The organism is Amycolatopsis sp. NPDC088138, assembly GCF_044741685.1.
Lineage (GTDB): Bacteria > Actinomycetota > Actinomycetes > Mycobacteriales > Pseudonocardiaceae > Amycolatopsis.
Map to the genome: position 1 here is coordinate 99,700 of NZ_JBIUTB010000011.1, position 13,948 is coordinate 113,647.

General features: G+C 71.7%; 12 protein-coding genes. 7 read left to right on the forward strand and 5 right to left on the reverse strand.

Annotated features, from left to right (window positions below):
• Positions 1-52: 52 nt before the first annotated feature.
• Positions 53-577 (reverse strand): hypothetical protein, encoded by a 525-nt coding sequence (locus ACIOD2_RS48000; protein WP_400552600.1) that lies wholly within the window; start codon positions 575-577, stop codon positions 53-55.
• Positions 578-799: 222 nt separating this feature from the next.
• Between ACIOD2_RS48000 and ACIOD2_RS48005 the strand changes: the two genes are divergently transcribed.
• The 3 genes from ACIOD2_RS48005 (at position 800) to ACIOD2_RS48015 (ending at position 5,209) form a co-directional block, all read left to right on the forward strand.
• A complete protein-coding gene (locus ACIOD2_RS48005) occupies positions 800-2,119 on the forward strand; it encodes a PQQ-binding-like beta-propeller repeat protein (protein WP_400552602.1) in 1,320 nt (439 codons plus the stop codon).
• A gap of 6 nt (positions 2,120-2,125) precedes the next feature.
• Positions 2,126-4,390, forward strand: a complete 2,265-nt coding sequence (locus tag ACIOD2_RS48010) for a protein kinase (protein WP_400552604.1) — start codon at positions 2,126-2,128, stop codon at positions 4,388-4,390.
• 177 nt (positions 4,391-4,567) lie between these two features.
• Positions 4,568-5,209 (forward strand): M15 family metallopeptidase, encoded by a 642-nt coding sequence (locus tag ACIOD2_RS48015; protein ID WP_400552606.1) that lies wholly within the window; start codon positions 4,568-4,570, stop codon positions 5,207-5,209.
• Positions 5,210-5,262: 53 nt separating this feature from the next.
• Here ACIOD2_RS48015 and ACIOD2_RS48020 read toward each other — a convergent pair whose 3' ends face one another.
• Positions 5,263-6,828 (reverse strand): long-chain-fatty-acid--CoA ligase, encoded by a 1,566-nt coding sequence (locus tag ACIOD2_RS48020; protein ID WP_400552607.1) that lies wholly within the window; start codon positions 6,826-6,828, stop codon positions 5,263-5,265.
• A gap of 264 nt (positions 6,829-7,092) precedes the next feature.
• On the opposite strand from ACIOD2_RS48020, the gene ACIOD2_RS48025 reads away from it, so the two are divergent.
• Both ACIOD2_RS48025 and ACIOD2_RS48030 read left to right on the forward strand, forming a co-directional pair.
• On the forward strand, positions 7,093-8,424 hold the full coding sequence (locus ACIOD2_RS48025) for a GH25 family lysozyme (RefSeq protein WP_400552609.1): 1,332 nt from the start codon (positions 7,093-7,095) through the stop codon (positions 8,422-8,424).
• Positions 8,425-8,459: 35 nt separating this feature from the next.
• On the forward strand, positions 8,460-9,188 hold the full coding sequence (locus ACIOD2_RS48030; RefSeq protein WP_400552611.1) for a D-Ala-D-Ala carboxypeptidase family metallohydrolase: 729 nt from the start codon (positions 8,460-8,462) through the stop codon (positions 9,186-9,188).
• 291 nt (positions 9,189-9,479) lie between these two features.
• On the opposite strand, the gene ACIOD2_RS48035 is transcribed toward ACIOD2_RS48030, so the two are convergent.
• The gene (locus ACIOD2_RS48035; RefSeq protein ID WP_400552613.1) at positions 9,480-10,469 is read right to left on the reverse strand and encodes a helix-turn-helix domain-containing protein; all 990 of its coding nucleotides are present in this window, start codon (positions 10,467-10,469) and stop codon (positions 9,480-9,482) included.
• A gap of 202 nt (positions 10,470-10,671) precedes the next feature.
• On the opposite strand from ACIOD2_RS48035, the gene ACIOD2_RS48040 reads away from it, so the two are divergent.
• Positions 10,672-11,103 carry a nitroreductase/quinone reductase family protein gene (locus ACIOD2_RS48040; protein WP_400552615.1) on the forward strand — a complete coding sequence of 144 codons (432 nt, stop codon included), beginning with the start codon at positions 10,672-10,674 and terminating at the stop codon, positions 11,101-11,103.
• A gap of 3 nt (positions 11,104-11,106) precedes the next feature.
• On the opposite strand, the gene ACIOD2_RS48045 is transcribed toward ACIOD2_RS48040, so the two are convergent.
• Complete coding sequence (locus tag ACIOD2_RS48045; RefSeq protein WP_400552618.1) at positions 11,107-12,126, reverse strand: SDR family oxidoreductase; 1,020 nt, start codon at positions 12,124-12,126, stop codon at positions 11,107-11,109.
• 5 nt (positions 12,127-12,131) lie between these two features.
• Positions 12,132-13,217 (reverse strand): aldo/keto reductase, encoded by a 1,086-nt coding sequence (locus ACIOD2_RS48050; RefSeq protein WP_400552620.1) that lies wholly within the window; start codon positions 13,215-13,217, stop codon positions 12,132-12,134.
• 145 nt (positions 13,218-13,362) lie between these two features.
• On the opposite strand from ACIOD2_RS48050, the gene ACIOD2_RS48055 reads away from it, so the two are divergent.
• A complete protein-coding gene (locus ACIOD2_RS48055; protein WP_400552622.1) occupies positions 13,363-13,911 on the forward strand; it encodes a TetR/AcrR family transcriptional regulator in 549 nt (182 codons plus the stop codon).
• The last annotated feature ends 37 nt before the right edge of the window (positions 13,912-13,948 follow it).

Below are 13,948 nucleotides of genomic sequence, written 5' to 3' on the forward strand. Positions count from 1 at the left end.
CGACGAAGCCGCGGTGACGGACCGCCCTTGACCGTCCGATGTGGACGTCCGGTCAGTCGGTGACGTACCACGCGCCGTCGCGCAGTTCCAGGACGGCGTCGCCCAGGTCGTGGTCGGTGAACTTGACCGCGGCGCGTACCGCCTTGGCGGGGATGTCGGCCTTCTTCGCGCTCGTGGTGACGCTGCCCCGGTCCACCGTGGCGCTCTGCAGCGCCTTCCGCTGCGCCGCGGAGAACAGCTGGAACGTGATCGGGAGGGTCTTCTCGCACGGCCCGAAACCCTCGTCCTCCGCCTTCTTGGCGGCGGGCGCGGCGATCTCGCAGGCCGTGGCGACGTCCTCCGCGCCGACCGCGTGCAGGTAGGTCTCGTAGCGCTCGACCGCCCCGGCGGCCGCCTTCGTCGCGGTGGTCGTGGGAGTCGCGGAAGTCGGAGGAACCGTCGACGGTGGCGCGGACGACGTCGGCGGCGTCACGGGGCTCGACGACGCCGGTGCCGCGGTGCCGTTTTCTCCGCCCGAACAACCGGCGATCAGCAGAATGACGCCCGTGGCCAGGAATGGTAGTGCGCGAGCCGGCATGGAACACCCTTCGATTCGGAAACGGCTGCAGCATAAGTGACCACGACCGGGAATGTGGGGCGGAACGGAAACGTCGAGCCGGAATGGCCGGATCCGGCCAGTGTCCTCGGATCGGCCGTGACCAGGAAGAAGTGACACTTTTGTGTGAACTGCTTCGTGGATGGTCGGCGCTCCGTTAAGGTGCAGCCCGGGGTGGGAATCATTCGGGGGAGGACCAAGCACATGCGGCGAATTCGGGTCATCGTGACGTGCCTGGCGGCGGTTGTCGCCGCGGCCGGTTGTGGCGGGACCGACGGCAGTCCGCAACCGGTGCCGGGCGCGACGGGACCGGTCGCGCCCTCCACGTCGGCGGCACCCGAGGCCAAGACGGCCGACCCGCCCATGGCCTTCGACGCCGAAGCGGCCGTCCCGCTGCCGGCCGGCGCGCTGAGCGCCAACGTGGCCGGCAACGTCACCTCGACGTTCCTCACCTTGCGCGACCGCACCGGCTACCTCGTCAGCCCCACCGGGATGACCGCGGTGGACGTGCTGACCGGCAAGGAACTGTGGACCGTCCCGGTCGACCGCGAACCCGGCGACCCGAACAACCAGCGCGGGCCGTTCGTCAACACCACCGGCCCGCGCCCGCCCGCGGTCACCGACCGGCTCGCGGTCGCCGCCGTCCCGGTCGTCGTGCCGGAGAAGGGCACCACGCCGGCCTCCATCGCGCTTTCGGTGATCGCCGCGGACCCGGCGAAGGGCGTCAAGGCCTGGCAGGCCGACGTCAAGGTGTCCGAGAACGAGTACGCCGACGCCGGCAACGCCGTCACCGAGGTCGTGGCCGTCACCGACAAGGCCGTCGTCGCCCGCTACAGCCGCCAGGACGAGGAGCACGTGACTGTCGCGCTCGACCCCGCGAGCGGCAAGACCCTCTGGGAGCGCAAGGACTACGACGCCGGCAGCGTCCACGGCGACATCCTCGTCGGCATCGACCACAAAGTGGCCGAGAACTCCTCGATGACCCAGGCCACCGCCCTGGACCTGACCACCGGCCAGCAGAAGTGGGTCGGGGCCACGAGGTCCCTCGGGATCACCGACATCCCCGCCGACCCGGCGCTGGTCGTGCTCACCCGGACCGACTACGGCAGTGGCGACTCGTCCCTGCTGTTCCTCGACCCCGCCACCGGTGCGGAGAAGGGGAAGCTCGAGGGCGAGAAGGCGTTCGGCAGCCTGCCGTACGGCGACTGCTACTACGACCGGCAGTCCGTGCTCGTGTGCCAGTCGGACGGCGTGCTCACCGGCTACGACGCCAAGACCGCGGGGAAGCTCTGGGCGCTGCCGGACCAGGCGGCCAACCGGGTCGCCCCCGGCCTCACCGTCGTGTGGCACGGCGCCCTCTACGGCGTCACCCAGGGGGGTCAGCCGATCGTGCTGGACGCCAAGACGGGCAAGGACCTGGCGACCGACGGCGTCGGCGCCGCCCCGGTCCTGGTCAGCAGGTACGCCGGGATCACCTTCGACAAGCAGCGCAACGCGCCCGTGGCGTACCCGGTCGGGAAGTAGCCGCGGATGAACGACACCTGGAGCGTGCCCGGGTACGCCGAAGTGGACGTGCTCGGCACCGGTGGTTTCGGGCGGGTCGTGCTGGCCAAGCACGAGGCCTCGGGGAAGATGGCGGCGATCAAGTACCTGCGCGCCGAGTTCCTCGCCGACGCGCGGATCGCGCACGGGTTCCGGCGGGAGGCGTGGCTGCTGGCCGGCGTGCGGAGCCGGCACGTGGTCCGGCTCTTCGACTTCGTCGAGACGCCGCAGGGTGCCGCGCTGGTCATGGAAGCGGTGCCCGGCGTGTCCCTGCGCGCCTTGCTGGTGGCGGAGAACGTCCTGCCGCCCGAAGCGGCGCTGGCGATCCTGAAGGGCTCGCTGCTCGGCCTCGCCGACGCGCACGCGGTCGGCGTGGTCCACCGGGACTACAAGCCGGGCAACGTCCTGGTGTCGCGGGAGGGCGAGTCGAAGCTGGTCGACTTCGGACTGGCCACTTTGGACGGACACAACGGACTGACCGCCGGTTCCCCGGCCTACATGGCCCCGGAGCAGTGGGCCGGCCACCCCGGTCAACCCGCCACCGACGTGTACGCGGCCACCTGCGTGTTCTACCAGTGCGTGACCGGGCACCGGCCGTTCGAGGCGGACACGAGCGAGCAGCTGCGCGCCCTGCACGGGCAGGCGCCGGTGCCGCTGGACTCGGTGCCCGAGGCGCTGCGCCCGCTGATCGCGCGGGGCATGGCGAAGGACCCGGCCTGGCGGCCGGCGACGGCGGACGCCTTCGTGACCGAGCTGGAAGCCGTCGCCCGCGAGGCCTACGGGAAGAACTGGGAGAAGCGCGGCTGGAAGCGGCTGGCCACCTCGGCCGCGGCCCTGACGGCCCTGACACCGTTGGCCCTCCTGACGACCGCCGGCACGGCCGCCGCGCCGCTAGCGGCGGCGGGTGCCGGTGCCGGGGTGACGACCGCCGGCACCAGCGCGGGCGTGACCGCGGCGCTGGCGGGCAAGATCGCCATGGTGATCGCGATCCTCGGCGCGCTGGTCGTCGGCGGGTTCCTGATCTTCCCGCCCGGCGACGACCCGCCCGCTCCGCCCGCGGCGCTGTCGGTGGCCGTGCAGACCCTGTCCGGGCGGGACCAGACGCTGCCGATCAGTTACGAGCTCCAGTACCCGCAGGTGACCGGCGGCCCGGATGCCGCGGTCCGGCAACGGATCAACGACGCGCTGCGGGCGCCGGTCGACAAGCGGCTGAAGGCGGTGCGGGACGAGGTCGCCGTGCCGAGCACGCTCGAGCAGATCCGGGCGAACGGCGAAACGCCCGCGCTGCACACGACCGCGCGGGTCCTGCTGCAGACGCCGGCCCTGCTTTCCGTGCGGTACGACCACGATCTCGACTCGGACGTGCTGGGGCACACCACCTGGCGGTTCCCCGAAGCGCTATCCGTCGACCTCGCCACCGGGCGGGTGCTGGGCCCCCAGGACGTGTTCCGGCCCGAAATCCTGACAGCCGAGGGCATGCGGACGCTGACCCAGCGCCTGGCACCGCACACGAAGAACGGTTTCTGCACCGTGCCCACGGTCGCCGGCGACCGGGAGCGGCAGGTGAGCATGGACGCCGCGGAACGGCCCGGTGGCGGTGACCACGTGCCGGCCGCGACGTTCGGGTTCACCGCGACCGGGGCCGAGTTCGAGATCCTGTGGTACGAACTCGGCTGCGACTCGGCGGCCGGGAACGAGCCCGTGGCGCTGCCGTACGGCGAACTCGAGAACCTGCTGCAGTCGACGTTCCTGACGATGCTGGGCAAGACCGCTTCGCCGACACCACCTTCTTCGAAACCAGGGCCGACGTCGGTGCCGCCGGGCGCCGGAACCACGTACACGAACGCCCGCTTCGGGTTCACCACGCAGGTGCCGCCGGGCTACACCGCGTCGCCGTCGGTTCCGGAGAACGGCGACGGGATGAAGTTCACGAATGCCGCGCTCGGCGCGACGCTGACGGTGTGGGGAACCAACTCGGGAGGCCTCCGGCCGGCGGAGAAACTGGCCCAGCTGGTCGCCGCGGTGGAAGGAAACGACGGCCGGGTGACCTTCCAGTCCGCCGACAGCGACGGTTACACGGCGTCCGGCTACCAAGGCGACGGCCGGATCTTCTACGAGCACGAGTCTGCCGGAGCCGGTTCGTCGGCCGGCCTGCGCTGGCTCTACCCGGCCGCCCACAAGGCGGAGCTCGACAAGCCCGTCACGGACACGGTGAAGGCCTTCAAGCCCGGCGATCTCTCCCAGCCGCACTGACCGCTACCGGCCGCCTGGCCGGAACCGGACACCCGGATTCGCGCGTTTTTGTTGATGTGCTTGAGGTTGCCTCGTGTGGCGAAGCCAACTTCGGCTAAGCCGTAGTGCGGGGCAAGGCGTGTAGCCGGCATGAAACTGAGAACGAGGGTAATCAGCGTCATCGCATTCACACTGTCCGTGGTCTTCGCCGGGGCCATGCCGGCGTCGGCCACCACGGCCCCGCCGGTGGAAGTCACCGCACCGGCCGCCAATGGGCTTCCGCCTTATCTCGCCGTCATCCGACCGGTCAGCGCGGAGCGGCTCGCGTCCAGCTGGCACGAGGGGTGCCCGGTCGGGCCCGACCAGCTGCGGCTGGTGAGCCTGAACTTCTACGGCTTCGACGGGAAGGTCCACCGGGGCGAGCTGGTCGTCAACGCCGACCGGGCCGTCGAGGTCGCGCGCACCTTCGCCGACCTGTACTTCGGGCGGTTCCCCATCCAGCGGATGGAAACCGTGGAGAAGTACAACTCCGACGACGACGCGTCGATGGCGGCCAACAACACTTCGGCGTTCAACTGCCGGGCGATCACCGGGGGCACCGCCTGGTCGAACCACTCCTACGGGCGCGCGATCGACATCAACACGGTGCAGAACCCGTACATCTCCGGCAGTGGTGCGGTGTATCCGCCCAACGGTGCGCCGTACGTCGACCGCACGCAGACCGTGCCGGGCATGATCCACGCGGGTGACGCCACCGAGCGGGCGTTCACCACCCGCGGCTGGACCTGGGGCGGTTCCTGGGACACCCCGATCGACTACCAGCACTTCGAGAAGCCCTGACACCGGAAGGAAAGTAACACGCCCGGGACCGCCGGCGGCGGTCCCGGGCATCCTCACACCGTGGACAGTGCCGTGTAGACGATGTCCGGCCCCGCGCGCTCCCAGAGCACGTCGGGGCAGTTCAGGCCCTCCGCGGAAAGCTGCCGCTTGACGACCTTGAACGTCGACGTCCGCGGCAGCTCCTGGACCGTGCGCACGTACTTGGGTACCTGCTTGGGCCCGAGATCGGGCTGCCCGGCCAGGAACCGGCCGAACTCGGCGGGATCGACGGGGTCGCCGTCGGTGACGATGGCGGCCATCACCTGGTCCCCGGTCACCGGGTCGGGCACCGCGTAGACGGCGGTGTCGGTGATCGCGGGGTGGCGCAGCAGGATGCGCTCGATCGGCGCTGTACCGAGGTTCTCGCCGTCGACGCGGAGCCAGTCGCCGAGCCGGCCGGCGAAGAAGCAGAACCCGCTGGCGTCGGCGTAGGCGAGGTCACCGGTGTGGAACCGGCCGTCGCGCAGCCGTTCCGCGTCGGCGGCGGGATCGCGGTAGTACCCGGCGAACCAGCCGGCGCCCGCGGTGTTGACCAGTTCGCCGACGGCTTCCGCGGCGTTGAGCAGGTTGCCGTGGGGGTCGAACTCGGCCGGTGGGCACGGGCGGCCGGTGTGCGGGTGCAGGATGGCGACGTCGTCGGTCGGCCTCCCGAGTGAGCCGGGCGGGGTGCCGTCGGTGCGGGCGAAACCCACGCCGCCCTCGGTGGAGCCGAACGCGTCGACGACCTTGCAGCCGAAGCGTTGCTCGAACGCGGCCAGGTCGGCGCTCGCGCCTTCGTTGCCGTAGACGAGACGCAGGGGGTTGTCGGCGTCGTCCGGACGCGGGGGAGTGGCGACCACGTAGGACAGCGGTTTGCCCACGTAGTTGGCGTAGGTCGCGCCGAACTTCCGCACGTCGGGCAGGAAGCCGGACGCGGAGAACCGGCGGCGCAGGGCGATGCCCGCGCCGGCCGCGAGCCCGACCGCCCAGCCGGCCATGACGGCGTTCGAGTGGAACATCGGCATCGTCACGTAGACCGTGTCCGCTGTGGACAGTCCGAAACGCTGCGCGAGCATCGCGCCGGGGAACGCGATCTTGCCGTGGGTGCAGCGCACGGCCTTCGGGTCGCCGCTGGTGCCGGAGGTGAAGATCAGCATGAGCAGGTCGTCCGGTGACGCGGGGACGGGATCGATCGGCGTGTCCGCCGACGGCCACGAGTCCAGGTCCCGGACGTCGATCCCGCCGAGGTCCAGGCCCTCCAGGAGCGGCCGGTACTTCTCTTCGGCGAGCACGAACTGGCAGTCGGCGAGCCGGACGTCCCGCGCGAGGGCCTCACCGCGGCGAGTCGGGTTGAGCCCGACGAGCACCGCCCCGGCGAACGCGCAGGCACCCAGCAGGACGGAGAACGCCGGCACGTTGTCGGCCAGGACGCCGACGTGCGGCGGCCGGTCCCGGCGCAACGCCGCCCGGAGGTCGCCCGCCCGGATCGCCGACGCCCGGACGTGCTCGGCCCAGGTGTACGTCTCGTCCTCGAACCGCAGGCCCGGCCGCTCGTCGCCGGCCCGGGCCAGCAGGAGCTCGGTCACCGTCGGGACGCCCATCCACGCACCTCCCGGCACTGGTGGTCAGAACTGAAACACGTTCTAGTTCTACCACGGTGATCGCGGCAGGGCCACCACGGCGGTGCCGACCGTTTTGTATAACGACCTATATGGCTCGTTGCACGGTGTCCGGCACAGCGGGCGTCCCAGCGGTGTCCCACGGGGGTGGCGTTCCCGCTGGTCCGGTGGGGTGGGACCGTCCCGGCGTCCCGAGTTGCGCGCCGACCGGCGACCGGCGGGGTGGCCGCTGCGAGCCTCCTCGCCATGCAAAGACTCGCTCTGGCCGTCGCGGTGCTGCTGGTGTTCCCCGCCGCGACCGCCGCCACGGTCATCACCACCGCCGCGGCCGCACCCGTCGCGGTGTGCGGGCACACCAGCTCCCAGCCCACCCTGAAACAGGGCGCGACCGGCACCGAGGTCGCCGAGGCCCAGTGTGAACTGAGCCTGGCGACCAAGGCGAGCCGGTACCCGCCCATCGGCGCGGACGGCTCCTTCGGCCCGGCGACCGACGCCCGGGTGCGCGTGTTCCAGGCGTGCGCCGCGCTGAGCGTCGACGGTGAGATCGGGCCGAACACGTGGGCCGCGCTGAACTCCTGGGCCGCGAAGCCGAAGAAGTGCGCCACCCAGGGCACGTCCGGCACCGCGCAGAGCGTGGTGTGCGGCCACTCCACGGCCCGCCCGACGCTGCAGAGCGGTTCCAGCGGCACGGAGGTCAAGGAGCTCCAGTGCCGGCTGAACCTCGCCATGGAGCCGGGCCACTACCCGCCGCTGACCGTCGACGGCAACTTCGGGGACGGCACCCGCAACCGGGTGATCCAGTTCCAGCACTGCGTCAACGCCAGCGCGGACGGGGTCGCCGGGCCCACCACCTGGGCGAAGGTCACCGACTGGTCCAGCCGCAACACCTACTGCGTGCCGCCGAAGCCCGCCGGGCACCCGATCGACGGCGTGGACACCGCGAAGTACCAGCACCCCGGCGGCGCGCCGATCAACTGGGGCGCGGTGAAGGCGTCCGGCGTCGAGTTCGCGACCGTCAAGGCGACCCGCGGCCTCAACGTCACCGACGAGTACCTGGCCACGGACCTGCCCGCCGCCCGCAACGCCGGCTTGGCCGTGGGGCCGTACCACTTCTACACGGGCACGGCGGCCGGCACCGGTGGTGCGCAGGCGGACCGGTTCATCGCCGCGGTGCGGGCCACCGGGTACACCGGCAAGCGCGCCGGTGACCTGCCGCCCGTGTTCGACCTGGAGTGGAAGGACGACGGCTCCGGCGGCTGCCCGCCCTACGTCACCGTCGCCGACGCCAAGGCGTGGCTGGACAAGGTGCAGACGGCCTTCGGCCGGACGCCGATCATCTACACCCAGAAGTCGTTCCTGGACGCGTGCCTGGGCGGCACCACGGCGCTGTCCTCCTACCCGATGCAGCTCGCCGACTACCGCCAGTCCGTCACGCAGCCGGCCCTGCCCGCCGGGTCGAGCACCTGGCTGATGTGGCAGTACACCGACGCGGCCATCCCCGACGGCATCCCCGCGCCGGCGACCGGGGACGTCTTCAACGGCACCCAGGCCGCGCTCGACCAGCTAGCCAACCGCTGAACATCCGTGAGGAAAGGACGAGAATGAGTCTCCCCATGAGCCGGCGCACCCTGCTCCGCAGCGCGGCCGTGATCGGCACCGCCGTGGCGGTCAGCCCGCTGCTGCTGCCGGGCATCGCCCAGGCCTACCCGTGGTCCCGCACCCTGACCGAGGGCAGCACGGGCGCCGACGTCACCGAGCTCCAGATCCGGGTCGCGGGCTGGGCGGCCGACTCGCCCAGCCACAGCCGGGTCTCGATCGACGGCGAGTTCGGTCCCGGCACCGCGGCGGCGGTCCGCCGGTTCCAGTCGGCCTACGGCCTCGGCGCGGACGCCCAGGTCGGCCCGGCCACCCAGGCCGCGCTCAACGCGCTGGAGCAGAGCGACGGGTCCACCGCGCACTTCAACTTCAGCGAGTTCACCGACCGGGTGAGCGGCACCTTCAACGGCGGCAAGGTCAGCGCGGCCACCGCCAAGGAGAACGCCCGCCGCTGCATGTACAAGCTGGAGGCGGTGCGCAAGAAGCTCGGGAACAAGCCGATCACGGTGAACTCCGGGTTCCGCAGCATCGCGCACAACGCCGAGATCGGCGGGGCCAGCGACAGCATGCACATGTACGGCACCGCCGCCGACCTCGACGTGCCGGGCGTGGCCAACAAGACCGTCTACCAGAAGGCCGAGACCAGCGGGTTCTCCGGCCTGGAGACCTACAACACCGACCACCAGCACGTGGACAGCCGGGCCGACCTCGGCCGCGCGTGGTGGTGGGAGAACGGGACCGTCTGACCGCCTGACCGGCGACTGGGGGTCCGGCGCCGGGAACCCCGCCCCTCGGGGTTCCGGCGCCGGCGGTTCCGGTCCATGCCGCGAAGCCCGCGCCCTCCGGCCCACACCCTCGGGGCCACCCTCGTGGAGGGCGCGGGCTTCGCCCTTCCGGTCCGCCCGGCCCGCTGTCCCCCGGTTCCGGATGCTTCCGAAGTCCGTGAAGGCCACATCGAGGGACTCAGAGTCCCTCGATGTGGCCTTCACGGACTTGGGCTCGCCTGGCGTCAGGCCCGGTCAGTGCGACAGCCTCGATCAGTGCGACAGGGGGTTCTGGAGGGCCGCCGAGCAGGCCGGCCAGTCGTGGAAGTCGCGGTGCGCGCTCCACAGGCGGTGCGCCGCGTCGATGTTCCAGGCCGGGTCGAACGCCCGCAGCGGCGTGCCGCCCAGCTCCAGCAGGCGGCCGTCGGAGATCTGGAAGACGCCCCAGTTGCGGCTGCCGTTCGTGTTCGGCAGCACCCACAGCGGATCGAGGAACGAGGCGCAGCGGGCGATCGCGACCGCGGTGTCCGGCGCCTCGGTGAACACGGCCCGGATCCGCTGCTCCACCATGGCCCCCGACCAGCCCGCCATGCTGGTGCGGCGGTCGTACAGCGCGGTCTTGGTGGCCTCGTCGACCACGCCGCGCGGGGGCAGGCCGGCCAGCACCTGGAACGCGGTGACCCGGCGCAGGGTCTCCGGGCCGAACGAGCCGTCGACCGAGAGCCGCCCCTGGGCCGCGACCAGCAGGTTCTGCACCTCGGTGACGCACTCGTCGTGCTGGCCCATGCTCACCGGCGGCTGGCAGCCGGGGGAGAACAGCACGCGGTCGGCGTACCGGCCGGGTGGCGGGACGGACCCGTCGGCGGTGACCCAGACCAGGCCGCCCGCCAGCAGGATCACGATCGCGATGGCCACCGCGAGGTACCCGCGCCTGCGGGCCGGACGAGAGGCGGCCGGCGGCGGGGTCTCGACCGGCTCCGAGACGTTTTCCGGGACGTGTTCCGGGACGTGTTCCGGGGGCGCCTCGTCGACCCGGTCGGCGTCGGCCAGGGCCCACAGCTGGTGCAGTTCGCGCAGCTCCTCGGCGGACGCGCCGCAGACCTTCGCAAACGAGTGGACCACGCGGTAGTCGGCGGGCACGCTCTGGCCCGAGCAGTAGCGGTGCAGGCTGGAGCCGCTGGCCCCGGCCTGCTTGCCGAGACGTTCGTAGCCCTGCCCGCTGCGGTCCTTCAGCATGCGCAGGTGGGCGGCGAACTTGTCCATGTGCGGTGTCACTGTGACTGGAACACCTCGCTCCGGCAGCGGATGACGGGACGGAAGCTAACACCGTCTCACCGCACACTGGGCGGAAACTCACGGATTGGTCCACACGGCGGTCCGCACCCGGCCGAGTGGCCGGACCGATTCCTTACGCGGGCGCGGGTGGTCTGCATGGTCGAGAGTGCCCGAGAGCCGAAGGAGATTCATGTCCGCCGTGCCGTCCGACGAGGAGTTCCGGACCTACAACCAAGGCGTCATCAGCGAATTCCGCGCCCACCAGGGCAAGGTGAACCAGCCGCCGTTCCCGATCCTGCTGCTGACCACCACCGGGGCGCGCACCGGACGGCGGAGAACCGTGCCGCTCGGCTTCGGCGTGGACGACCGCGGCCGCGTCTTCGTGGTCGGGTCCAAGGCGGGCGCTCCCCGGCATCCGGCCTGGTTCCACAACCTGCGGGCCGACCCGGCCGTGACGGTCGAGCTCGGCGACCGCACCCACCAGGCCCGCGGCGTCGTGACGACCGGCGAGGAACGCGACCGCCTCTACGGCCTGGTCTCCGACGGCACCTCCGCCTACGAGCGGAACACCGGCCGGACGTTCCCGCTGGTCGTCCTGGAGGGTGTCCCGGCGCCGGACTGACCCTCAGACGGCCGCGCCCTTCAAGGCCAGCAGGCTCTCGGCGGTGTCGGCGATGGTGTCCTCGATCGGCCGGGGCGACCAGCCCAGCAGGCGCTGGGCCTTCTCCGACGTGGCGTCGAAGTTCCTGCCCAGCTGCGGGCGCAGCAGGCGCATCGCCGGGTTGACCCGCGCGAGGGCCCGCGCCGCCCACAGCGGCAGCTCGCGCGTCGGCACCTTCGCCGCGCGCTCGCCCAGGCGTTCGCGCAGGATCGCCGCGACCTCACGGACCCAGAGGCTGTGCCCGGAGATGGCGATGAACCGCTCGCCCGCCGCGGCCGGGTCGGTCATCGCCCGCAGGTGCAGGTCGGCGACGTCGCGCACGTCGACGAACCCGCTCGCGAACGGGGGCAGCGCCGGCATTTCGCCGTCGAGCATCCGCTGCACCATGCCGAGCGACGGCGAGTAGTCCGCGCCCAGCACCGGCCCGAACACGCCCACCGGGTTCACCGCCGCCAGCTCCGGCCCGCCGTCGGCGACGAACTCCCACGCCGCCTTCTCCGCCAGGGTCTTGGACTTCTGGTACGGCGGGATCCCACCGTCCACATCGGTCCAGTCGGCCTCGGTGAACACCCGCGTGGCCTCGGGGTGGCCGTAGCCGACCGCACCGAACGCCGAGGTCAGCACGACCCGCTTCACGCCGGCCTCGCGCGCGGCCCGCAAGACCCGCAGCACCCCGTCGCGGGCCGGGACGACCATCTCGTCGTCGTCGCGCGGCACGCTCGTCAGCGTCGGCGAGGCGACGTGCAGCACGTAGTCGCAGCCCGCCACCGCCTCGCGCCAGCCGACGTCCTGCTGCAGATCCGCTTGCAGGACGGTGACTTCCGCGTCGGCGGGCGCGCCGCCCGCGCGCAGCATGGCCCGCAGTTCGGGCTCCTTCTTCAGGTTTCGCACCGTGGTGCGCACCGAGTGCCCGTCGGCGAGCAGTGCGAGCACGCACCAGCTGCCGATGTAGCCCGAGCCGCCGGTGACCAGGACTTCTGCCATGATGTTCAGCCTTTCCGAGTGGTTTCGACCGCGCGGCGGTAGGTCGTCGACCCGACCCCGTTGATCCGCGTTCCGCCCTGCTGCAGCGAAACGGCGATCGTCGCGAGCCAGGGGAAGGGGTAGCCGAGGTCGGGCGCCGAGACGGCGTCGAGCTTCCGCAGGCCGTCCTCGGGGATGGTGACGTGCAGCGACGCGAGGTTCGCCTCGAGCTGCTCCACCGACCGGGCGCCGATGAGCGTGGACGTGACGGGAGCCTGCTGCCGCACCCAGGCGAGCGCGACGGCGGCGACCGTGGTGTCGAGGCGCTGGGCGAGGTCGCGCAGGACGTCCAAGACCTCGAAGGCGTTGGTGCCGTCGAGCTGGGCTTGCGCCAGCGGGCCCCGGCCCGAGCCGTCGGGGGTGCGGTTCTCGCGGGTGTACTTGCCCGACAGCACACCGCTGGCCAGCGGGCTGTAGGGCAGCACGCCGAGGCCGAGTTCCCGGGCCAAGCCGAACAGCTCGCCCTCGACCGTGCGACGCACCAGCGAGTACTCGACCTGCAGCGCCACGATCGGCGCCCAGGCCCGGAACTCGGCGATCGTGGCCATCCGCGACACCGCCCACGCCGGGGTGTTCGACATGCCGACGTAGCGGATCTTCCCGGCGCGCACGAGGTCGCCGAGCGTCGAGATCGACTCCTCGAGCGGCGTGTGCCGGTCCAGGCAGTGCTGCCAGTAGAGGTCGATGTAGTCGACGCCGAGGCGCTTCAGCGAGGCGTCAACCTGCTCGAGGATCGCCTTGCGGCTCGCGCCGCCGCCGTTCGGGTCGCCGGGGTGCATGTTCCGCGCGTACTTGGTGGAGAGGACGACGCGGTCGCGCAGGCCGGGACGCGCGGCCAGGTACTCGCCGACGATCCGCTCGGACGCGCCGTCGGAGTAGCCGTTGGCGGTGTCGATGACGTTGCCGCCGGCGTCGAGGAACCGCGCGATCACGTCCTTGGACGTCTCGGGACCCGAACCCCAGCCCGGGTCGCCGAACGTCATCGTGCCCAGGGCCAGCGGGCTGACCCGCAGGCCGGAGCGGCCGAGGGTGCGGTACTCGCCGAGTTCCATGCTCGGAAACCTTCCTGTGCGGGGAAAGAGGTAAGTGGAGCGCTCTCCAGTTACAGTAGTGGAGAGCGCTCCGGTTAGCAAGCGCGGTAGTGGAGGAGTCTCCGGATATGGTGGCGAGCACGACACCGGACAGCAGGGAGGGCACATGGTCCGCTCGGACGCCCGCGAGAACCGGGCCCGCATCCTGCGGGTCGCCCGCGAAGCCTTCGCCGAGGGCGACGACACCTCGATGAACCAGATCGCGCGCCTCGCCGGCGTCGGACCCGGCACCCTCTACCGCAACTTCCCGACCCGCGAGGCCCTCGTCCTGGCCATTTACGAAGACGAGGTCGACGGGCTCGTCGAGTCCGTCGCGGAGTCGCTGGCCACGCTGCCCCCGCTGGAGGCGCTGCGGAAGTGGACCACCGACCTGGTCGACGCGATGCGCAAGAAGCACGGTCTCGGTGACGCGCTCAGCCCCGGCGCGCACCAGGCGATCACCGAGCGGACCTACGGCCCGGTGATCGCCGCCATCACGCTGATCCTGGACGCGGGCAAGCGCGACGGCACCATCCGTGCCGACGCCGACGCCCGCGACTTCCTCCAGCTCACCGGCGCCCTCTGGCGGGCCGCGTCCGGCCCGGAGGACCGGTCACCGTCGATGCTCGCCCTGATCCTCGACGGCTTGACCGTGTGCAGGAGCCCTTCCGAATGAGCTGACGGGGGTGTGTTTTCATGGAAACTTCGTGATC